This is a genomic window from Hymenobacter lapidiphilus (assembly GCF_003417065.2).
Classification (GTDB): domain Bacteria; phylum Bacteroidota; class Bacteroidia; order Cytophagales; family Hymenobacteraceae; genus Hymenobacter.
The window spans coordinates 1-404 of the sequence record NZ_QVLT01000082.1; the positions used below are offsets into that span (position 1 = coordinate 1).

Sequence of the window (404 nt, forward strand, 5' to 3'; positions counted from 1 at the left end):
CCGACTCCCAATCGGGATCGGCGACCACATATCCGTCGGCATCCGAGCAGCACTGCCCGTAGCCGCTGTGCAGGCTTTCAAACCAAGGCTTCAATGGTGAGTTGGCGTAGCGGCCGTCGTCGCGCGCTGCCCGGCATGAAGCAGCGCACCCGTGGATGGCCATCGATATAGTGCTTCCACACCATGGTTCGCCCGATCTTGTTCGGCTCGGTGATCACGGCCTCGTTCGGCACCACAACCCACTCACTGTCGATCAGCACGCGATAATGGCCGTGATCCGACTCCCAATCGGGATCGGCGACCACATATCCGTCGGCATCCGAGCAGCACTGCCCGTAGCCGCTGTGCAGGCTTTCAAACCAAGGCTTCAATGGTGAGTTGGCGTAGCGGCCGTCGTCGCGCGC

The 404-nt window shown here is 62.1% G+C and carries 1 protein-coding gene; it reads right to left on the reverse strand.

Annotated features, from left to right (window positions below; translation table 11 throughout):
* Positions 1-77 precede the first annotated feature (77 nt).
* Positions 78-404: hypothetical protein (locus D0N36_RS19295; protein ID WP_116943430.1), on the reverse strand; the 327-nt coding region annotated here is incomplete at its 5' end.